The organism is Sphingomonas sp. PP-CC-3A-396, from assembly GCF_004343105.1.
Lineage (GTDB): Bacteria > Pseudomonadota > Alphaproteobacteria > Sphingomonadales > Sphingomonadaceae > Sphingomonas.
Genome location: NZ_SLYF01000008.1, coordinates 147,242 through 167,812, shown reverse-complemented (window position 1 = coordinate 167,812; position 20,571 = coordinate 147,242). Strand labels below are relative to the sequence as shown.

Annotated in this window: 19 protein-coding genes and 1 tRNA gene; 12 read left to right on the top strand and 8 right to left on the bottom strand. The window is 63.8% G+C overall.

The annotated features are described in order from the left end of the window. Window positions 1-17 precede the first annotated feature (17 nt). Window positions 18-449 carry an SgcJ/EcaC family oxidoreductase gene (locus C8J40_RS16270; RefSeq protein WP_243693441.1) on the bottom strand — a complete coding sequence of 144 codons (432 nt, stop codon included), beginning with the start codon at window positions 447-449 and terminating at the stop codon, window positions 18-20. Next, window positions 446-2,119 (bottom strand): EAL domain-containing protein, encoded by a 1,674-nt coding sequence (locus C8J40_RS16265; protein WP_347812483.1) that lies wholly within the window; start codon window positions 2,117-2,119, stop codon window positions 446-448. Before C8J40_RS16265 ends, C8J40_RS16270 begins: the two co-directional genes overlap by 4 nt. A 124-nt stretch (window positions 2,120-2,243) precedes the next feature. Here C8J40_RS16265 and moaA point away from each other — a divergent pair, with 124 nt between their 5' ends. The 5 genes from moaA (at window position 2,244) to C8J40_RS16240 (ending at window position 6,512) form a co-directional block, all read left to right on the top strand. Then, entirely contained in the window at window positions 2,244-3,272 is a 1,029-nt protein-coding gene (gene moaA / locus C8J40_RS16260; RefSeq protein WP_132897895.1) for a GTP 3',8-cyclase MoaA, read from the top strand. Then, on the top strand, window positions 3,269-4,048 hold the full coding sequence (locus C8J40_RS16255) for an NAD kinase (RefSeq protein ID WP_132738563.1): 780 nt from the start codon (window positions 3,269-3,271) through the stop codon (window positions 4,046-4,048). Before moaA ends, C8J40_RS16255 begins: the two co-directional genes overlap by 4 nt. Before the next feature lie 88 nt (window positions 4,049-4,136). Then, a tRNA-Asn gene (locus tag C8J40_RS16250) sits at window positions 4,137-4,211 on the top strand. Window positions 4,212-4,369: 158 nt separating this feature from the next. After that, window positions 4,370-5,635, top strand: a complete 1,266-nt coding sequence (locus tag C8J40_RS16245) for an integrase arm-type DNA-binding domain-containing protein (protein ID WP_132897894.1) — start codon at window positions 4,370-4,372, stop codon at window positions 5,633-5,635. A 13-nt stretch (window positions 5,636-5,648) separates the two neighbouring features. Beyond that, window positions 5,649-6,512 (top strand): hypothetical protein, encoded by an 864-nt coding sequence (locus C8J40_RS16240; protein ID WP_132897893.1) that lies wholly within the window; start codon window positions 5,649-5,651, stop codon window positions 6,510-6,512. A 226-nt stretch (window positions 6,513-6,738) separates the two neighbouring features. On the opposite strand, the gene C8J40_RS16235 is transcribed toward C8J40_RS16240, so the two are convergent. After that, window positions 6,739-7,938 carry an integrase arm-type DNA-binding domain-containing protein gene (locus C8J40_RS16235; RefSeq protein WP_132897892.1) on the bottom strand — a complete coding sequence of 400 codons (1,200 nt, stop codon included), beginning with the start codon at window positions 7,936-7,938 and terminating at the stop codon, window positions 6,739-6,741. 50 nt (window positions 7,939-7,988) lie between these two features. Between C8J40_RS16235 and C8J40_RS16230 the strand changes: the two genes are divergently transcribed. Then, the gene (locus tag C8J40_RS16230) at window positions 7,989-8,645 is read left to right on the top strand and encodes a hypothetical protein (RefSeq protein ID WP_132897891.1); all 657 of its coding nucleotides are present in this window, start codon (window positions 7,989-7,991) and stop codon (window positions 8,643-8,645) included. 434 nt (window positions 8,646-9,079) lie between these two features. Here C8J40_RS16230 and C8J40_RS20415 read toward each other — a convergent pair whose 3' ends face one another. Together C8J40_RS20415 and C8J40_RS16220 are read right to left on the bottom strand one after the other, a co-directional pair. After that, the gene (locus C8J40_RS20415) at window positions 9,080-9,553 is read right to left on the bottom strand and encodes an NUDIX domain-containing protein (RefSeq protein WP_279432600.1); all 474 of its coding nucleotides are present in this window, start codon (window positions 9,551-9,553) and stop codon (window positions 9,080-9,082) included. A gap of 189 nt (window positions 9,554-9,742) precedes the next feature. Then, window positions 9,743-10,630, bottom strand: coding sequence for a DNA adenine methylase (locus tag C8J40_RS16220; protein WP_347812482.1), 888 nt, complete (start codon window positions 10,628-10,630; stop codon window positions 9,743-9,745). Window positions 10,631-10,648: 18 nt separating this feature from the next. On the opposite strand from C8J40_RS16220, the gene C8J40_RS16215 reads away from it, so the two are divergent. The 4 genes from C8J40_RS16215 to C8J40_RS16200 all read left to right on the top strand — a co-directional run bounded on the left by C8J40_RS16215 (window position 10,649) and on the right by C8J40_RS16200 (window position 12,962). After that, window positions 10,649-10,924, top strand: a complete 276-nt coding sequence (locus C8J40_RS16215; RefSeq protein ID WP_132897889.1) for a hypothetical protein — start codon at window positions 10,649-10,651, stop codon at window positions 10,922-10,924. 111 nt (window positions 10,925-11,035) lie between these two features. Continuing rightward, window positions 11,036-11,221 (top strand): hypothetical protein, encoded by a 186-nt coding sequence (locus tag C8J40_RS16210; RefSeq protein ID WP_132897888.1) that lies wholly within the window; start codon window positions 11,036-11,038, stop codon window positions 11,219-11,221. Next, complete coding sequence (locus C8J40_RS16205) at window positions 11,218-11,562, top strand: helix-turn-helix transcriptional regulator (protein WP_132897887.1); 345 nt, start codon at window positions 11,218-11,220, stop codon at window positions 11,560-11,562. Before C8J40_RS16210 ends, C8J40_RS16205 begins: the two co-directional genes overlap by 4 nt. Beyond that, entirely contained in the window at window positions 11,559-12,962 is a 1,404-nt protein-coding gene (locus C8J40_RS16200) for a hypothetical protein (protein ID WP_132897886.1), read from the top strand. The genes C8J40_RS16205 and C8J40_RS16200 overlap by 4 nt, the downstream gene beginning before the upstream one ends. A 446-nt stretch (window positions 12,963-13,408) precedes the next feature. On the opposite strand, the gene C8J40_RS16195 is transcribed toward C8J40_RS16200, so the two are convergent. From C8J40_RS16195 to C8J40_RS16185, 3 genes are all read right to left on the bottom strand, one after another. Further along, window positions 13,409-13,723 (bottom strand): hypothetical protein, encoded by a 315-nt coding sequence (locus tag C8J40_RS16195; RefSeq protein ID WP_165911485.1) that lies wholly within the window; start codon window positions 13,721-13,723, stop codon window positions 13,409-13,411. Window positions 13,724-14,224: 501 nt separating this feature from the next. Then, window positions 14,225-15,631, bottom strand: a complete 1,407-nt coding sequence (locus C8J40_RS16190) for a hypothetical protein (protein WP_165911484.1) — start codon at window positions 15,629-15,631, stop codon at window positions 14,225-14,227. Window positions 15,632-16,105: 474 nt separating this feature from the next. Further along, window positions 16,106-17,425: a sugar MFS transporter gene (locus tag C8J40_RS16185; protein ID WP_132897992.1), complete on the bottom strand. Its 1,320-nt coding sequence runs from the start codon at window positions 17,423-17,425 to the stop codon at window positions 16,106-16,108. A 140-nt stretch (window positions 17,426-17,565) separates the two neighbouring features. On the opposite strand from C8J40_RS16185, the gene C8J40_RS16180 reads away from it, so the two are divergent. Both C8J40_RS16180 and C8J40_RS16175 read left to right on the top strand, forming a co-directional pair. Continuing rightward, window positions 17,566-18,711, top strand: a complete 1,146-nt coding sequence (locus C8J40_RS16180) for an aldose epimerase family protein (RefSeq protein WP_132897883.1) — start codon at window positions 17,566-17,568, stop codon at window positions 18,709-18,711. Between the two features lie 34 nt (window positions 18,712-18,745). Beyond that, window positions 18,746-20,539, top strand: coding sequence for an IlvD/Edd family dehydratase (locus C8J40_RS16175; RefSeq protein WP_132897991.1), 1,794 nt, complete (start codon window positions 18,746-18,748; stop codon window positions 20,537-20,539). Window positions 20,540-20,571: the final 32 nt, after the last annotated feature.

Below are 20,571 nucleotides of genomic sequence, written 5' to 3'. Positions count from 1 at the left end.
CCCCGCCAGGGGGAGGATCAACTACTGTGATCGGCGATGATCTGCCACGCTGTACCACGCCGCGCGAAGACCAACGTCGTCATGCCGCTTTCGGTCGTCGATGGCCCGGTCAGCGTCCAGCGCGCGAACAGCATCGCATGACGCGGATCGATCCCGCGCATCTCCAGGAATGCGAACGACAGCGTGCCGCGCGCATTGCCGACGCCGCGAAAACTCGGTCGGTATTTATCGGCGATCGCCGGCTTGCCGCGCAGCAATCCCTTCGGCGTCACGAACACCGCATCATCGGCATACACCGCCATGAACCGCGCGAGATCACCCGCATTCCACCCCGCCGCGCTCGCCTCCATCGCCTGGCGAATCGCGGTCTCGGCGGGCACGGGCGCCGCCGCCGTGGCCGCCGCCGTGGCAGCGATCAGCGCGAAGGGAACGATCAAGGCCTGCATCATTCCCTCGCCATCAGTTCGAGCAACCCCGCCTCGCCGACCGGCTCGGACAGCAGGAACCCCTGATACAGGCTGCACCCTCCCGCGGCGAGCAATTCGAGTTGCGACGGCGTCTCCACCCCCTCGGCCACCACTGCGAGGCCGAGCGAGCGCGCCATCGTGATCGCGCCCGCCACCACCACGCGGTCACGCGCGCTGCCGTCGATATCGCGCACCAGCGATTTGTCGATCTTCACGTAATCGAGTGGCAGCGACTTGAGATAGGCGAGGCTAGAATAGCCCGTCCCGAAATCGTCGATCGCAACGCGACACCCCGCCCCACGCAGTTCGGCAAGCAAGGCAGACGCCGCCGCCAGATCCTCGATCAGCCCCGTCTCGGTAATCTCGACGGTCAGCCGCCCCCGCGGAAACCCGCTCTCGTCGATCCGCGCGAGGAACAGCGCCGCAAACCCCGGTCGCGTGATATCCGCCGCAGTCAGGTTGAGCGACACGCGCAGCGTTCCCAGAGCCTCCGGCCACGCCACCGCACGCGCGAGCACCAGCCGCTGGATATGATCCGACAACGCGATGCCGAGGTCCGCGCGATCGGCGGCATCGAACAGTGTATCCGCCCCAAGCGGCCCCAAGGTCCGGTGGTTCCACCGTGCCAATGCCTCGACCCCGGTGATCCTGCCGCTCGCAATCTCGACCTGCGGCTGCCAGCGCAGATCAATCTCGTCGCGCTCGATCGCGTGGTGCAGGTCGATCGCGAGCGCATCGATCGGCGCGACGCCATCGGGCAGCGCGACGTGCAGCACCGACCCGTCGCTCGCCTTCGCCTCCGCCAGCGCCTCGCTCGCCCGCCGCAGCAGTGCCGCCGCATCGTCGCCCGGCTGGCGCTGTGCCACGCCGAACCGGCAGCCGAGCACCGCACGCGTATCCGCCACCCGGAACGGCCGTGCGAGGGCCGCATCGAGCGCGGTGATCGCCGCGGTCACCGCAGCCCCCGACGCCTCGATCGCCAGCGCGAATTCGGACCCGCCTAGCCGCGCGACGATCGAATCGACGCCGATCGCGGCATGCGCGATCGTCTCGGTCCGTCGCACCGCCGCCTCGATCAGCGCATCGACCGCGGGCCGGCCATGCGCGGCATTGACGATATCGAGCCGCGACAACGACACCAGCACCACCGCGACGGGCAGGTCGGCGGCGATCCGCCCGACGATCCAACGACGGACGTCACCGGTCTCGCGGTCGTACAGCGACACGCCGGGGATCCTGCGCCGATCGATCGCGCTGCCCGCAGTGCGCACCGCGTGGCGCCCGGCAAACCGCAACGCCTGGACGAGTTCGCCGTCGCTCGCCGGGCTGGCGAGGAACTGCGTCGCGCCCGCATCGAAGAACTCGCCGACCGCGCCGACGTCGCCGCGCGACACCAGCACCAGCAGCGCGGCGCCATTGGTCGCGATCAGCCCGCCCAGCGACAGCGTCGCCGCCAGCCCCTCTTCGAACGCGCCGCGCGCATCGATCAGCGCGACCGCCGCACCGCTCGCCAGAAAGCGGCTTTCTATCGCTTCGGCATCGCTCACAACCTGCGCGTGCCAGTCCGCGCTGACCCCGGCACACGCCAAAATCTCTGCGATTTCACCGCGTTGACGGAACGATACCGCGAACAGCGTCGTTGCCGTCTGCATGTCTTCCATATCCGTCGCACCCTGCTCCATCGGTGCGAGCCTAGCTGGCGTATCGCCCCCCGCCAATCCACTACCATCCGATCCGGCCTTGTTCCCCGGACAGTCCGGTCCTAGCTCTGAAGGCATGACGCTCGCGCCCGCCCTCAACCAGAAGCCGTTGCGCGACACGCATGGTCGTACGATCAAGTATCTGCGGATTTCGGTCACCGATCGCTGTGACCTGCGCTGCCGCTACTGCATGTCGGAGAAGATGACGTTCCTGCCGCGATCGAAGCTGTTGAGCCTCGAAGAGATCGCGATCATCGCCGAGCGCTTCATCGCACGCGGCGTGACCAAGATCCGTCTTTCCGGCGGTGAGCCCCTCGTGCGGCGCGATGTTGCCGAACTGGTCCAGCGGTTAGGCCACAACATCGGCGCCAATGGACAAGGGGGGAGTCTCGAAGAGCTCACGATGACCACCAACGGCACGCGCCTCGCACAGCATGCCGAGGCGATGGTCGATGCGGGCATCCGCCGCGTCAACGTCAGCATGGACAGCCGCGACCCTGAGCGCTTCCGCTACATCACCCGCTACGGCGACGTGTCGCAGGTGATCGGCGGCATCTACGCGGCGCGTGACGCTGGGCTGGCAATCAAGATCAACATGGTCGCGTTGAAGGGCTTCAACGAGGACGAGATCGCGCCGATGCTGGCTTGGTGCCGCGACGAGGGCTTCGACCTGTCGCTGATCGAGACAATGCCGCTCGGCGCGATCGACGAGGACCGCACCGACCGCTTCCTGCCGCTGACCAAGGTGTTCGAAGACCTCGGCCAGCAGTTCACGCTCGCCCGCGATGCACACAAGACCGGTGGCCCGGCACGCTACTGGAATGTCGACGGCACGCGCACGCGGCTCGGGCTGATCTCGCCGCTGACCGCCAATTTCTGCGACGGCTGCAACCGCGTCCGCCTGACCACCGAAGGCAAGCTCTACATGTGCCTCGGCCATGACGATCAGGTCGATCTTAAAGCGGCCCTGCGCGAGGGCGGCACTGCTGGTCTCGACGAGGCGATCGACGCTGGCCTATTCGCCAAGCCGAAAGCGCACGACTTCCGCATCGGCCAGGGCGAAGGGCCCGCCGTCGCGCGCCACATGAGCGTCACCGGCGGATGAGCCGATACGAGCGGCGGGCGCTGGTCGCGTCCAACACCCCGCCTGCTCGTGCCGCCGAGGCCCAGCTCGCCGACATGGCCGACTGGGTGCCTGTCGAGGATGCCGACGTGATCATCGCGCTCGGCGGCGACGGCTTCATGCTCCAAACGCTTCACGCGATGCTGGAGCGCCGCAAGCCGCCCGTGCCGGTATTCGGAATGAACCTCGGCACGGTCGGCTTCTTGATGAACGAATGGCGCCACCACGGTCTCACGGACCGTCTGGAGCGTGCAAAACCGTTCAAGGTCGTCCCGCTCAGCATGACCGCGCTCGGCGTCGACGGACGTACCCACACGCTTCCCGCGATCAACGAGGTGTCGTTCCTGCGTGAGACCCGGCAGACCGCGAACCTCGAAGTGACGGTGAACGACCGCATCGTCCTGCCCGAACTCGCCTGTGACGGCATCCTCGTCGCCACCCCCGCGGGCTCGACCGCGTACAACCTCTCCGCGCATGGTCCGATCCTGCCGCTGGGTTCGGGGATGATCGCGCTGACCCCGATCAGCCCGTTCCGCCCGCGGCGCTGGCGTGGTGCGATCCTGCCCGACAAGGCTCGCATCGGCATCCGCGTGCTCGATCCCGGCAAGCGTCCCGTCTCCGCGGTCGCCGACCAGCGCGAGATCCGCGACGTCGCGCAGGTCGACATCTGCATGGACCGCGCGCGCGAACTGACGCTGCTGTTCGATCCCGAGCACGCGCTCGACGACCGGATCACGATGGAACAGTTCGTCTCCTGACCGCGGTTTATCGCGCACATTGCATTTTTGCGGAGAAACCCGCTTGCATCGTCCGACTGGCCGTTTATAGAGCCGCCTCCGGCAACGTTCCCTGATAGCTCAGCGGTAGAGCTCTCGACTGTTAATCGAGTGGCCGTAGGTTCGAATCCTACTCAGGGAGCCATTTTCTCGTTCGCGAGGGTGCCGAGAAGCCCGCGGAGGCTTGCAAGCCCGCGGAAATCCTCACATTTGAAGTTCGCGACAGTTCGGAGCAATTCAGGGGCATTCGGTCGCAAGCGGGGGCACTTTGGGGACACCGATTTTCCGGCTTAGGGGCACCGTATGCTGACCGACGCGAAGTGTCGGAATGCACGCAAAGCCGAGAAGCCGCAAAAGCTTGCCGACGCGCGCGGTTTGTATCTCTTCGTCACGACCACCGGCTTCCGATCGTGGCGAATGAAGTATCGATTCGGCAACAAGGAGAAGCGGCTGACCTTCGGCGGTTATCCGGACGTATCGCTCGAGGACGCTCGGGAAATGCGAAACGCGGCGCGATTGCTGCTGCGGGCCGGGATCGATCCAGCGATCGAGCGGAAACAGCGAGAGGCTACGGTGACCGCCGAATCGCTCCGGCTGTTCGAACCGATAGCGCGCGCCTGGCACACCGCGCAGACGCCGACTTGGTCGCCTCGCTATGCCTCGAAGGCGCTTGCGAGCATGGAAAAGGACATCTTCCCGGCGCTAGGCAAGGTGCCAATCGGTTCGATAACCGTGCCGATGGTGCTGAAAGCATTACGGGCGGTCGAGGAACGAGCGGCTATCGAGACCGCGCACCGGCTGCGCCAGCACATGTCGGAGATCTTCCTGTACGCGATCGGCGCTGGTTTGACGGAGACCGACCCTGCGCACGTCGTGAAGCCGGCGTTGTTACCGATGGTCAAGGGACGTCGACCAGCGGTGCGATTGGCGAGCGAAGCAACGGCGGTGCTGGCCAAGGTCGAAGCAATGGACGCCTTCCCGGCGACGAAGCTGGCTTCGCGCCTGCTCGCGCTGACGGCGGCTCGGCCTGGGGTCATACGGATGGCGTCGCCGCGGGAATTCGAGGGGCTCGATTCGACGTCGCCTATCTGGCGGGTACCCGCGGAGAAGATGAAGTTGACCGTCGAGCGCAAGAACGACGCCGACTTCGAGTTCGTAATTCCGCTATCGACGCAGGCGGTGCAGGTCGTACGCGTGGCGCTGCAGCGCTTCGGGAACGGGCCCCTGCTCTTCCCCAGCGTCAGCAATCCGAAGAACCCACTCAGCGACAATACGCTGTCGAAGCTATACCGGGATGCGGGTCAACGCGGTCGACACGTTCCTCACGGCTGGCGAGCGACGTTCTCGACTGTGATGAACGAACTGGCGGCAGCCGAGGACCGAACCGGCGACCGCGGCGTGATCGATCTGATGCTGGCGCATCTTCCGGCTGGAATGTCCGCGTCGGAAGCGGAGTACAACCGAGCGATGTACATGCCACGTCGACGCGTCATCGCGCAGACTTGGGCCGACTTACTCATAGTCGACCTTCAACCAGCTCAGCAGCTGGCGGAGCGCGCCGCGCAGTAGCAGGTGCGGCGTGATGCGCGCCGGTGAAGGTGCGCCAACCGGTCACGCCGTCCGCAATCTTATTCGCGGCACGAGCGCGCGATTCGCCGAGAAGTCACGCGGTCCCGATCATGGCGAAGGCCGTCGTGTCCCGCGGCGCCTTAGCTACGACGTCGACGATCTGCGCGCGCAGCCATGGAAGAAGGTCGGCGACGGATCGCACGCCCAGGGCTTGATCCACGCCCAAGCGCTCATCCAGACCGTCAAGGAACAGCGCCGGCAGGACTGGAAGGAATTACCCAATAGGAAGCTGCGTGAGGTCCGCGAGCTGCGCGACAGGCTGGCAGCTGAGCTAGCGGCGCTGATCGATCAGGGGCAGGCACCGATCGGTCGGCCGGCAACGCTGCGCCACGAGATCGAGCGCCTAGACGCGACGATCGCGCGCGCCGACGAACGGCTGACGCGTATCGACGTCACAGTCCTCGAGGCGTTGCTTTCGAAGATCGACTTCGCGACCGGTGCCCTCTTCCCGTCGTATGACACGATCGCCGCGTGGGCAGTCTGCAGCCGCAATGCCGCGATCGAGGCGGCGAAGCGGCTGAAGGCCCGCGGCTTCCTTGACTGGGTGCGCCGTAGCATCAGGACGAACAACGAAGGCGAGTTCGCCCCCCAGCGCGAGCAGACGTCGAACGCGTATTACTTTGACCACCGGCGAAGCATGGCCCCTCGAACGTGGCAGCGGTACATGCAGATCCTGGTGGCTAAGCTACGCCGCCTGGGCGCCGTCCCGGCCGCAGTAGCGCCTGGTGCGCCCTCCGCGCCCCGCGAAGTCCAATACGCGCCCCTGCGCGCCGCTCTCGCTAGCGCGGCTTCTTCGTTCGATAACGCGAGTACATGAAATGTGCTCTATCCTGCATTCAGGTATGAGGAATAAGGAACGTCTCCGCTGATCGCGGAGCCGGCGCTAGTTTGATATTCCCCCAAAGCCGAAACGGCATGCCTCAAGGACCCGACCGCCAAGATCCGGCTGTCGGAGCGAGGCGGCTTACGCCGCCCCGGGCTGTCGATGGGGGAAGTGTGCGAAAGTCGTTGTTCTTTTCTTGCGTCGCGTATGCGGCGCTGGATCAGAGGTCGACCAACAGATCCGCCCACTCCTGGAAGAGGTCGCGCTGACGCTGAAGGCGCTCGCTACGATCGTACGCAGCCTTCACCTTGTCCTTCGGCGAATGCGCCAGAGCCCGCTCGATATCGGCGCCGTCCGTGCCCCGTTCGTTCATCACCGTCGAGAACGACGCGCGCCAGCCGTGCGGGACATGGCGCCCCGCGAAACCGGCGCGATCGTACAGCGCGCCGATCGACTTCTCGCCGATCATCCGGCCGCCGCCGCAATCGAAGATCGCACAGCGCATATTTGCATCGCTCTGATGCATATTTCCGCGGATCTCGCGCAGCAGAGCGACCGCCTGGCGCGACAGCGGCACCAGATGATCGTTCTTCCCATCGAGCTTCTTCGCTGCCGCCAGCTTCATCCGCGCGGCCGGCACGCGCCATAGCGGCGCGGCGCCGTCGAGATCCTCGATCTCCTCCCACCGCGCGCCGCGTACCGCGGCGAAACGGACCGCGGTCAGTGCCAGGAATCGCGATGCGCGTTTCACCACCGGCGCGACGCCTACCAGCTCAGTCGCGGCGAGCAGCTCGCGCACATCCTGGATCTCAAGCAATGCGGGATGATGCTGCGCCGGCGCTGGCGGTGTGAGTACCCGGCTGACAATCGCCGCTGGATCCTGGTCGGCCAGTTCGTGCGCCATTGCGTAGGCAAATACGGCCGAGATCCGCTGCCGGACGCGGCTGGCGGTGACGTAGCTGCCGCGCTCCTCGATGACGCGCAGCGCGTTCAGAATTACCGGCACGGTGACCGCGCCGATCGGCATCGCGCCGATCGCCGGGAACACGTCGCGCTCGAGGCTCGCCAAGACGTCGCCGGCATGCACCTCCGTCCACCGCGGGCGCATGTGGTTATGCCACTGGCGCGCGACGTCGGCGAAAGCACGAGCCTTGCCGGTCTGCGAAACCTCGCAAGTCCGTGGATCCTCGCCGCGGCCGAGTAGCTCGCGGACCTGGTCGCATCGGGCCCTGGCAGCATCTAGCGACACTTCGGGAACGGCGCCGATCGTCAGCAGCAGCTCCTTGCCGCCAAACCGGAACTTGATTCGGAAGGACTTCCTACCGGTCGGCGCGACGTAGAGGTGCAAGCCGCCCTGGTCGAACAGCTTGTAGGCGGCCGCGCGCGGCCGCGCGGCTTTAACCGCGGCGTTGGTCAGCATAAAACTCTCCTGTATGCGACTTCGCATCGTTCAAAATAGGGGGATTATTTTTGCAAATTGACTGGGCAGCAACCGGCAATTGGATGCAGGCTTGGGCGGGCTTTGCGCAAGCTGGGGCAATCGTGTTCGTCGCTTACAAAGGTTCGGACGCGTTCAACATCTGGCGCAAACAGGCAATTGCAGGAAGAAGGCTGGATACTGCCGAACACATACTTGACGTAGTATATCGGGTTCGAAGATCGCTTAAGCACGTGCGGGAAGGCTACATGGGTAACGCTGAACTTATCCGAGCTGAAACTCATCTGAAACTCGAACAGTCAGACTGGTTTGACGAATTGAATGGGCAAGCGCGTCAGCGCGCTATCTCAGGGCAGGTAGCCCTCAACCGACTCGCGGATGATCAGCGGGAGTGGGACGAGCTTTGGGCGGTCATGCCGAAAGCTCGATCCTTCTTTGGGTCTTCCCTGGAGGTCCAATTACAAAATTTATGGAGACAGCGTGGAACCGTTGCCGCGGCTGCGCAGGTTCGAGCGGCCTACTCCATATTGGAGGAAGACGTAGCTGCAAAACTCGGACGAGCGCTTTGGACCGGCTACGGTACCGCGGGGGGCGCGAAGAACGAAGTGGATGAGGATACCGCAGAGGCATGTCATGAAATCGAGAGGGTGTTGCGACCACTGCTTTTCGACGGAAACTCGATTTCTTAGTCCGACCCTTTCGTGTTTACGGCGGAGAAACCCTCCGCCGCACAAACGGTTTTCCGCGGCTTAGGGCGGGATGGATACCCCCTTTTTAGGCGTGGGATTCTCCCCTCGGCGGATGTCAGCGTTTTTTACAATCTTGACCAAGGTTTAAGCAAACGTCTGGGTGCGAGCTACGAAAAGTCGCCATGCAGGGCATCGAGCGAATGACGGAGCGAAGCTTCGAGGCGGGATTGACTAGCAGCCGTACGGCTGAAGGTAGTCTAGACGACTGCCCGTACGATGAACGGCTAGCTCCAAACCTAAAACGCGCTTGGCTTTACGGCTGGGTGTCTGGCAAACAGGGTCGCCATTGTAGGCGGCAGCTGCGACTTAACTGACGGTGTACGCGGCGGCGAAGCCCTCTGCCGCAGTGACCTTATTCTGGATATTGCAGCGGGTCAGATACCCACTGTAGGGCTCCCGATACCCGATTGCTTCAGGATCTGGGGTTCAATCCTCTGTAGGGTATTGATGCAGTGCCGGGCCATATCGCAATCTCGCGGGAGCTTGTCTAGATCGAATGCTTGAACTTTAGCTATTTCGAGATTCGGCTTGGCATCGAAAATAACGTCGTGGACGACGAACAGTGTCAGAAGCACTTGCCGTCCTGACAACATCATTGACTCGGTAGGACCGACGTCCATCCTTGATAGCGAGCGTAGACCGATCTCTTCCCGCAACTCCCGAAGCCCGGCTTCGGGGGGCAGCTCATTCCGCTTCTTACCGCCGCCCGGTAGATGCCAACCCTCGCTATAAGTATGGTGAACCAATACGATTTGGTTCGCTGGAGTCAGTGCCACTATCAGAACACCTTCGGCCCTTGGCCGTGCGAATCTCCACCATGCTTTCCTAAGCTCCTGAGCGCGAAGCATTAGCCAACGAGGGGTCCATTTGAGCATCCTCGACGCCATAACGGTAATGCATGTCGTTCGATAGCGGCGGAGAACCCCTCCGCCGCAATGACGCATTTCCGCGGGTTTCAGCAGGCCATGTACCCCGCTTTCGGGTATCCGATACCCCGGTACCGGCACCGGAATAGCTACTCGAAAGCACGAAGATGATCAGGTCGCCTTGTTGCGGATGATCAGCTCAGTGACCTTGGCGGTGCGATCAGCGGCTGTGCGCGAAACCGTCCAGGTCGTTTCGACTTCCTCGATCGAGAATGCCTTGAAGGTTTCTTGGATGAAGGGCGTGTCGTTGATCGACATGATGAACTCGCCGGCGATAGTCGCCAGCTGGGCGGCCATTTCAACGTAATCAGCCCGACCGAACTCGACGCCGTAGCCGGTCGTCTCATCATAGGGCGGATCGAGGTAGAACAGCGCGCCGGCGTGATCGTAGCGACGAATGATGTCCTGGTACGGCAGGCGCTCGATCGTCACCGGCTCGAGCCGTCGGCTCAATGCCTGCAGCTCGCTGCGCAGACGGCCAAGCTGGATGCGGGACGACTGACCCTTCCGAACTCCGAACGTCCGGCCGTGCACCTTGCCGCCGAACGCCAGGCGCTGGACGTATAGGAAGCGGACCGCGCGCTCGATGTCGGTCAACGCATCCGGATCAAGCCGCATCTGACGGTCGAACTCGTCCCGGCTGGCAGGCAGGAAGGCCAGCTCGTCCACCAACGGCTGATAGTGCCGGCGCACGATGCGGAAGAGGTTGGCGACATCGCCGGACAGGTCGTTGATGATCTCGGCCGCCGGCCGGCGCGATCGACGAAGGAAGACACCACCCATGCCGACGAACGGTTCGATATAGGCTTTGTGCGGGGTGGCATCGATCAGCGCACACAGGCGCGTCGCGAGGTTGCGCTTGCCGCCCATGTACGGTGCGGGCGGGCGAGCGGCGATAACGGTATGCATGGTGGGTATTGTTCGAAATTCGACCGTGCGAGCATCTCGGTTCGTGATGCGGTCCGGATTGACGCGATTGGCGCGAACGAGAATGGCCACCCACACATTTTGAACACGATGGCAGGCATCCTTGGCGCCGTTGTGATCATGCTGCCCGACCAGGACGGCGTTGAACCGTGTCTGCGAACAGGCGTCATGGCGCTAAGCGTCGAACTTGGCGACGTCTCCCGTGCGGTGTCCGACGCACTCGCCGGCACCGGCGAAGGCGGTGCCAAGGTAACGCCCCGCGAGGCAGAGGCTGCTCTGGAACACGTCGCAGATCTTGAACGCGCGACAGCAAAGCTTCGTTACCAGCTCGCGAGAATTAGCCAGCCTTCGGAAGCTCCGCCCTAAACCTGTGTTTTGACGGTCAAGCCACCGAACAACCGACATCGTCGCCCACCAAGCCCGCCCGCTGATCAACGCGATTAACGGGGCGGGAAACTGCTGCCTGGACAATTTGTCATGCCCGATCGACGCGAAGCTCTCACGAACATTTCAAGCTCACTGCATCAGACTGTGATTGCCCTGCAGGCGCTGACGCAGGCCGGTGATGAGCATCTGCCGATCGGCATGTGCCACCTGCTCGACGCAATCGATCGCGTAGATGTCGCGGCCACTGCTAATCTCGATCGACGGCTGCCGGCATGACCGTCGCCCCCTCCCCCGCGGCGCTGGCTGCGGTGATCGGCGCGCCTTCGATTAGCCCCGGCACATACATTCGCCTCCGTCGCGAAGAGGTCGGGCTAACGATCGAGAAAGTCGCGATGATGATCGAGAGCGATCCACCGGTGAGCCTGTCTCGCCGGATCGAGAGCCTCACGATGATCGAGGCCGACGTCGAGGAGATCTCGCTGTCAACCGCCATGGTGTTGCACGAGGTAATCGGCATCGACCTGCGGATCCTCGCCTACTGGATGGCGGTTGCCGTGGGTGCGACGCCGACGTGCACCGGCATCCTAGGCCCCTCCAATCCTAAGCTATCCGCATGAGCGGCCTACGCACCGTCCATGCCGCGGTCGCCTTCATCGGGGGCCTGGTGCTTGGCCTCCTCCTGTTTGGAGCGTCCGGGCGCGGCATCAACGCGCTGGTCGGGCTTAGCTTCATTCTGCTGGCGTGGAGCCTCGAGAAGCTCCGCATCGCCACCCTGCCGACCGCGAAGCAGGTTCCCTGGATCGAAGAGAGCGCATACTCGTCCAAGATCTTCCGCGCCGCGGCAAACGATAGCCCGATGACCGTCATTGCGGACGACATCGCGAACCAGCTTCAGGCCGGTACGGTGACGATCCCGCGGTTTCCGGCAGCGACCATGCCGGCGACCGGTCAGGATGGCCATTGCGAGATCCTGGACCCGGTCGACGGTACGCTGCACAGCTTTTACCAACTGCGTCGGACCGCGGGGACATGGCGCGCGGGGAAATATGCCCGTACGTCCGCGCAGGGAAGTGGCTGGGGCACGGTGGCCAATCCAGACAATGTGCGCGCGGCTGGCTGCTCGACGGCCGGCGGCCTTCTGCTCGCGTCCGAGCTGGGACTGGATATCGTGCCGCACGCCTTGGCGATCGGCATGGATAAAAACGCGTTCCTGTCGGGGCCGGTCTGGCCGGCAACGCTACAGGACTATACCGGCGCGACCACGTACAAGGGCGTGCCGGGGCAACGCTTCCCGATGGGCCGGCTGTTAATGCTGCCCGCTAGTTTCGACGTCGACAAACTCGGCCTGCCGGAATCGAGGGCGATCGCCCGCACGCTGAAAAAATACGGCGGGTATATCGTCGACGCGACGGTCGGTTCGCTCAACTTCTACGCGGAGATCGGCAGCGGTTGGAACAAGAGCTACGTCAACGGCAAGTACGCGGCTGCGTTCAGTCCCGACATGCAGGCGATCAAGGCGGGATTGCGCCAGCTATTGGCGCAAGACGGTTTCCTCGATCGCGACGGCAAGCCCTACACGCCCACGCCGTTCCGCTCGATGAACCTCTTGTCGATGCGCGGGCCGTGGCAGAGCTATAACGGGTCAAAGTCGTTCGGTAAGTATGATGCGGCGACCGATCTGTTCCAGGCCGAGGCGACCGCCGAGCCGCGCACCGTCCGCCAGGTATTGAACACACATGATGAGGCCGACCGGTTCGGGTACAAGAAACAAAGCTGGAACCTCAACCCAGAACCCGGCGTGCGGTATCTCGTGAAAGCGATCGGCGCGGGCGACATAACGGCCACGCTCGCGGTGAACAGCAAGAGTTTCAAACGATATGCGGCGACCGCCAAGCTTGCGCCCGGTGGTTCCGTGGCGTTCACCTGGCCGACCGATCCGGCGACCGTGACGGAAATCTTCGTCGACAAGCCCGCCGGTGCAACGGCAAGCATCCGGTTGGAACTGGTCAAGGCCTAGCTCAAGAGGCCGGCGACGACGCAGCGACCAAGGACGAGTCAATCAAGGGTGACACCGCAGCGGGGAGGCGTCTTGGGAAAGCTCAACCCGCTGCGATTGGTGTGATTTGCCACTGCCCCATGCGGTAATCAATCCCCCGCGGGTCCCATTTTGACGCATTGTCGCGGCGAACACGTGTGACGAGCACGATTGAATACAGTTCGCCGCGACCTGCACGGCATATCCCGTTCCGGCCTGGCAGGGCACCCTGAATTGACCCGAGCGCGATCAGTGCCACGGCGCCTCGCGCTGACGTGGCGGTGATGCGGCGTCGGCACCGAACTGTATCAGATGTACTGGCCGCACTTCGATGCGCCAATCTTACGCTGACGCGGGCCTGCAGACCTTGGCCAGTTTCCACTGGCCTCCCGACGTGTCGGACAGTCTGCGATCCTCAACTGGACCGACTATTCCTGGTAATAGTTTGCATACCGCGCGACGCGATAGCGACCCCGGGTCCGGTATGCCCAGCCCGACAAGGCGAGTCCGAACAGCGGAAATATCGCTGACAGGACGCTGGTCGCCGTCAGATGCGACGCGATTGCGAGAACGGACGAAACGCCACCCCCGACGGCAAAGACCAGACACGCGTTCATCACGCGGGTCCGCCGTGGGCGTGTATTTGCGACGAAGGGTACGACCGCGAGCAGGGCAGCAACGCCGACCATCAGCGGGACCAGCGTCCAGATCGAAACGCCGCTGCTGTACAGCCGGTAGCCCACCAACGCGGATATGATAATCGCTATCGAACAGATAGCACGCAACAGACCCATCCGTGATTCCTCGTGGTAGTAAATTGTCCCAAAGAAGGCACCGTCGTCAGGTTACGCGCCGCCGGGTTGTGCTTCCATGCACGCCGCCGGGTTAACGGCACCATACCGACTCCGCTCTGAAACGGCTTCTTGAGCCTATGTAACACATATCAAACTTTTTTCTCGGCTTCACAGCGCAACTTACCAGTATGGTGACAACGCCGAAGCCCGCTTGGCCAGTCTTGTTCGCCACGCATCCCCTCCGCGAACGCTACAAAGAAAGCGATGCCTTGCGTCACCCCGACGTCACGGATGCAGACGACTTAGACGTCCGCCCAAGTGGTCCGAAATCTGGAGGACTGGAAACCCTGCCGATACCCGTTCCCGGAAAGTGAAGCGGCGGGCGCGGCTACGCTGCAACCGTCAGGCGCTGGATGTCACCGCCCTCCCCTGCAGCCCGCTGGACTTAGCTCAGGCTTTGACCAAATCGAGCCGGATGTTGGCCGCGGCGCCGGCGGGCTTGTCGAGATAGATTTCGGTAACGGTGCCCGAATCGGTAGGCCATGTGAACGTCGCCGACTGTCCGGGTGCCAGCTTTCCGGTCGTGCCGTAATTGGCTTTGTAGTCGCTCTTCTTCACGCTGAGCGTCGCCATGATGTCACCGTTACCGATCGCGCGAACGCTGTATTTCGCACCCGGCTCTGGGTTGAGGTTCCAGCTCTGCTTCTTCCATTTGAAGCGGTCGGGATCGTTCTCGTCGTGCGTGTAGAGAATCTGTCGTATGGTGCGGGCGTCGGCGGTCGCCTCGGCTTGGTAGAGGTCAGCCGCCGCATCGTACCGGCCGAACACCTTCGAACCATTATAGCTCTGCCAAAGACCGCGCATCGACAGCAGGTTCATCGCGCGGAACGGGGTCGGCGTGAACGGCGTGCCATCCCGGTCCAGATAGCCGCTCTGCGACACGACCTGACGAATCGCGGCCTTGATCGCCTGCATGTCGGGACTGAACGCGGCGGTGTATTTGCCGTCGACCATGCTCTTGTTCCAGCCGCTGCCGGTCTCGGCGTAGATGTTCATCGACCCGACCGTCGCGTCGACGATATACCCGCCATATTTCTTCAACGTCCGAGCGATCGCCCTCGATTCCGCGAGGCCCAGCTTGTCGACGTCGAAACTGGCTGGGAGCATGAGAAGCGCCCCCATCGGGAAACGCTGCCCCGCCACACCCTTATAGGTGGTTGCCCCGGTATAATCCTCGAGGGTCGCCGGCCAGATCGGTCCTGGCATGAAGGCGTTCTTGTCCATCCCGATCGCAAGCGCGTGCGGCACGATGTCGAGACCAAGTTCGGACGCGAGCAACAGGCCACCGGCCGTCGAGCAACCAGCCGCGCGCACATTGTCCGGATTGGCGACCGTGCCCCAACCGCTGCCCTGCCACGATGTCCGCGCATACTTGCCTGCGTGCCAACTACCGGCTGTTTTACGCAATTGGTAAAAGCTGTGAAGCGTACCGTCGATCGTGTCCAGGATCTCACAATGGCCATCCTGCCCCGTCGCCGGCATGGTCGCTGCGGGAAACCGGGGGATCGTCACGGTGCCCGCTTCGAGCTGGTTGGCGATATCGTCGGTGGTGACGGTCATCGGACTGTCGCTGGCCACCGCGCGGAAGATCTTGGAGGAGTATGCGCCTTCCTCGACCCACGGGGTCTGATTGGCGCTCGGCAGGGTATCACTGCCGAGTACGGGATTGACCGGCGTCGCGTTCCAGGCCGACTGCGCGGAAAACAGGCTGGACGATGAACTCGCTGGAGTCGTTGATGGGGCCGGTGTCACCACCGCTGCTGGCGTCGCGACCGGCGCAGCGGCGGAAGCAGGCACGACCGTTACGCTATCGGTGGCCGGTGCTGCGCCGCTCCCGCCACCACAGCCCCCCAATGCCAGAATGGGCGCGCTGGAGAGAAACGCGAGGAGTTGCCTGCGATCGAAATCGGGCAGCTCCACAGCTGTACCCAAATTTCCAAAATTTTCCTGGTGATCCAAGGCGATCATGCAACAAACCTTCTCATGCCATGGACCCAGATTACCCGCCGGTTAAGGTTGGCCCACGACCTGAGAAGTAAGGCCGCTGGGTAAACCGTTGGTAAATTTTCGCTAAGAGTTCATCCAGGATAAGGCACCTGACAAACACCAGGATCATGCCGCGCAGGTACGACAGCCGAAGGGGTCGCCACCACGAAGCCTCGCGCGGAACCGTCGACGTACGGCTCCGCGGGGTGCGGCTAGAACGATTACTCGGAGCATCCGGAGACACGGCGATCACGCATCGAAGCGTTCGCCGCGTCCCCTGGTAGATCAGTGAACGGTGACGGGATCGGGCAGCGCGTCGGTGACGCGTGAGCCCCACACCGCGTAAAACAGGATGTAGAGTTCGCACGCTGCGGTCAGCAGGAACGAGATCTGCAACCCGTAGGTATCGGCGAGCCAGCCCTGGACGATTACCAGCGCGCCGCCCGCGATCGCCATGATCAGCAGGCCCGAGCCTTCCTCGGTCAGCGGCCCCAGGCCGCGGATGCCGAGCGTGAAGATCGTCGGGAACATGATCGAGTGGAACAGCCCGACTGAGATCAGCGCCCACATCGCGACGTGTCCGGTGGTGAAGGTCGCGATCAGCATGACGACGAACGCGCCGATGCTCGCCACCGCCAGCACGCGCTCGGCGGGAATTGTGCGCATCACGACGCTGCCGATCAGCCGACCGACCATCATCCCGCCCCACAGGATGAACAGGTAATGCGAGGCCTGCTCGTGGGTCAGATTGCCGATCTGCGGCTGGCTGACGAAGTTGATGAACAGGTTGGCGACACCGATCTCAGCGATCAGGTAGATGAAGATCGCCGGGATGCCGAGCACGAGGTTGCGATGCGACCACAGCGACAGGCCCTTGCGGTCGGCCTTGGCCGAGCGCTGCGTCGCAGTACCCATCGCCGGCAGCGGGAAGCGCGCGATCACGATCGCGAGCACCACCAGCACGCCCGCGACGATCAGATACGGCAGCACCACCGACTGGGCGTCGGCAAGCCGCTCGGCCGGGGTCAGCACCGCGGTCGATCCGGCAACCGCGGTCCCCGACGTCGAACGCCCCAGGATCAGATAGCCGCCGAACAACGGCGCAAGCGTCGCGCCCGCCGAGTTGAACGCCTGCACCAGATTGAGCCGCGACGATGCGGTTTCCGGCGGACCGACGACCGCGACATAGGGATTGGCCGCGACCTGCAGCAACGTGATGCCGCTGGCGATTACGAACAGCGCGACCAGCGTCACGCCGTAACTCGGCAACCGCGCGGCGGGCACCATCATCAGCGCGCCGACCGCCATCAGGCCGAGCCCGAACACCATCGCGCGTTGATACCCGATCCGCTCGATCAGCTTGGCCGACGGGATCGAGGCAAAGAAATACGCGATGAACCAGACGCTCTCGATCAGCGTCGTCTGCGTATAGCTGAGGTCGAACACGCTGCGCAGGTGCGGCAGCAGCGTGTTGTTGATGACCGTGATGAAGCCCCACATGAAGAACAGGCTGGCGAGCAGCGTCAGCGCGGAGCGGTAACTGGGGCTGCCCGTCGCGGTGACGGGTGCAGCGCCGGTCTGCGTCTGTGTCGGCTGTATCGGCATGGCCATATTCGTTCATCCTCCGCGCCATGTCGGTGACTGGAACAGTCTTTTCCCGCACGGCTTGCCCAGAAATATATTGTCTGACTATATAGCCGAACAAGGCGCGTCAACGGCGTCGGCGATCAGGGATGGGAACCGGAATGCGTGCAATCAGGAAGACGGGGATCATCGTGGCAACCTTGCTGGCAGCGCTTTCGGCGCATGCAGCCGACGCGGCAGAGGCGAAGCGCACGCCCGCCGGAACGCTGAAGGACGGCACCGCGATCGAGGCGGTGACTCTCAGCAATGCGCACGGCGTTTCCGCGAAGATCCTGTCCTATGGCGCGACGCTCCAATCGTTGATGGGCCCCGACCGTGCCGGCAAGATTGCCGATGTCGTGCTCGGCTACGATGACCTCGCCTCTTATGTCGACCATCCCAATTTCTTCGGCGTGACGGTCGGGCGTTACGCCAATCGCATCGCCGGTGGCCGCTTCACGCTCGACGGCAAGGCCTACCAGTTACCGCTCAACGACAAGGTCAACTCGCTGCATGGCGGCGGCAAGGGCTTCGACAAGGTCGCGTGGACAGTCGTGTCGATAAAGAGCGGACCGACCGCGACGCTCGTGCTCGGTCATCGCAGCCCCGACGGCGAGTCGGGCTATCCGGGCAACCTCGACGTCACGGTCACCTACACGCTCGACGAAGCCGGCAACCTCGGCATTGCGTATGACGCGAAGACCGACGCGCCGACGATCGTCAACATGACCAACCACGCGATCTTCGATCTCGGCGGCGAGGGCTCGGCGATGGGCGCGAACGGCCACCGGCTGACGATCCCCGCCAAGGCGATCACACCCGTCGACGATAAACTGATTCCGACCGGCGCGCTGCAACCCGTCCAAGGCACGGTATTCGACTTCCGCAGCGGCCGGATCGTCGGCGAGGGTATTCGCGACGGCCGAGACCAGCAGATCCGCTACGGCCATGGCTACGACCACAATTTCGCGCTCGACAAGGGCCTGACGGCTAAACCCGAACTGGCCGCAAGGCTGGAGGATCCCGTGTCCGGAAGAGTCCTCGACGTGCTCACGACCGAACCCGGCGTGCAGTTCTACACCGGCAATTTCCTCGACGGCACGTTCGTCGGAAAGAAGGGCCATCTGTACCGCATGGGCGACGGCATCGCACTCGAACCACAGAAATTCCCGGATGCGCCGAACAAGCCCAGTTTCATTTCCGCCCGCGTCGACCCAGGCAAACCCTATCACCATGCGATGATCTACCGCCTCTCCGTCGCGCGCTGATAGTCGATCTCCAGAAAGCTCTCCGATGACTGACATGCCTAAGCTTCCCCAGCCGCTCCGAAGCCGCGCGTGGTTCGACAACCCCGAGAACATCGACATGACCGCGCTCTATCTCGAGCGCTATCTGAACTTCGGGTTGAGCCTCGAGGAACTGCGCTCGGGCAAGCCGATCATCGGCATCGCGCAAACCGGCAGCGATCTCTCGCCGTGCAACCGCCATCACCTCGTGTTGGCCGAACGCCTGCGCGAAGGCATCCGTGAAGCGGGCGGCATCGCGCTCGAATTCCCGGTCCACCCGATCCAGGAAACCGGCAAGCGGCCGACCGCGGGGCTCGATCGCAACCTTGCCTATCTGGCGCTGGTGGAAGTGCTCTACGGCTATCCGCTCGACGGCGTCGTGCTGACGATCGGCTGCGACAAGACGACGCCCGCCTGCCTGATGGCCGCTGCGACCGTGAACATTCCGGCGATCGCGCTGTCGGTCGGGCCGATGCTCAACGGCTGGCACAAGGGCGAGCGGACCGGGTCGGGGACGATCGTGTGGAAGGCGCGCGAACTGCTCGCGACCGGCGCGATCGACGACGAGGGCTTCATCAAGCTCGTCGCCTCGTCGGCACCATCAACGGGTTACTGCAACACGATGGGCACCGCGACGACGATGAACAGCCTCGCTGAGGCGCTCGGCATGCAGCTGCCCGGCTCGGCCGCGATCCCCGCGCCGTACCGCGACCGCCAGGAGGTCGCCTATCGCACCGGCAAGCGCATCGTCGACATGGTCGCCGAGGATCTCAAGCCCAGCGACATCCTGACCAAGGAGGCGTTCCACAACGCGATCGTCGTCAATTCGGCGATCGGCGGTTCGACCAACGCGCCGATCCACCTGGCCGCGATCGCGCGTCACATCGGCGTCGACCTGCCGATCGACGACTGGCAGACGCACGGTCACAAGGTGCCGCTGATGGTCAACCTCCAGCCCGCGGGCGAGTATCTCGGCGAGGATTATTACCATGCGGGCGGCGTCCCCGCGGTCGTATCCGAGCTGATGAAGCAGGGCCTGATCCACGAAGACGCGATGACCGCGAACGGCAAGTCGATCGGCGACAATTGCCGGACCGCGACGATCGAGGACGAGCGCGTCATCCGCCCGTTCGCCACGCCTTTGCTGGAAGATGCCGGCTTCATCGTGCTGCGCGGCAACCTGTTCGACAGCGCGATCATGAAGACCAGCGTGATCTCGCCGGAGTTCCGCGCGCGGTACCTCTCGAACCCCGCCGATCCCGAGGCGTTCGAAGGCCCCGCGGTCGTGTTCGACGGCCCCGAGGATTATCACCACCGGATCGACGACCCCTCGCTCGGCATCACCACCGACACGTTGTTGTTCATGCGCGGCGCCGGCCCGATCGGTTATCCGGGCGCAGCCGAGGTCGTGAACATGCGTCCGCCCGCCTATCTGATCCGTGAAGGCGTCCATGCCCTTCCCTGCATCGGTGATGGCCGCCAGTCCGGCACGTCGGGCTCCCCCTCGATCCTCAACGCCAGCCCCGAAGCCGCAGCAATGGGCGGCCTCGCGCTGATCCGCACCGGCGATCGCGTCCGCATTGATCTCGCCAAGGGATCGGCCAACGTCCTGATCTCCGACGAGGACCTCGCCGAGCGTCGCCGGGCACTCGCCGAAGCTGGCGGCTATGCGTATCCCCGATCGCAGACGCCCTGGCAGGAAATCCAGCGCGCCACCGTCGGCCAGATGGAGACGGGTGCGATCCTCGAAGGCGCCGAGAAGTATCAGCGGATCGCACAGACCATGGGCCTGCCGCGCGACAATCACTGAGGTCACCCGCGCGGTACGGATCCGTTCAAACC